Origin of the sequence: Mesorhizobium sp. M5C.F.Ca.ET.164.01.1.1 (assembly GCF_004792125.1) — a bacterium.
GTDB lineage: Bacteria > Pseudomonadota > Alphaproteobacteria > Rhizobiales > Rhizobiaceae > Mesorhizobium > Mesorhizobium wenxiniae.
The window spans coordinates 1-297 of sequence record NZ_SRTG01000508.1; the positions used below are offsets into that span (position 1 = coordinate 1).

The window sequence follows — 297 nt, forward strand, 5'->3', positions numbered from 1 at the left end:
CGCGCCGAAATGTAAATTCAGTCACATAGAAGCGCCCCCAACAAATTGGCGCGCAGACATCATCCAGAACCCTCCGGAGTGACCAATGACTGATTTTTACAACCTCGTTCCCTCGGCGCCTGAAGGTCGCTTCGACGGCATTGAACGCCCTTATTCGCCGGAGGACGTGAAGCGGCTGCGCGGTTCGGTGCAGATCAGGCAGAGCCTTGCCGAAATGGGGGCCAACCGGCTGTGGAAACTCATCCACGAGGACGACTTCGTCAACGCATTGGGCTCCATGTCCGGCAACAAGGCGAT

The 297-nt window shown here is 57.6% G+C and carries 1 pseudogene; it reads left to right on the forward strand.

Annotated features, from left to right (window positions below):
* Nucleotides 1-85 precede the first annotated feature (85 nt).
* A pseudogene (locus EN807_RS34495) lies at nt 86-297 on the forward strand (isocitrate lyase); the annotation flags it as partial.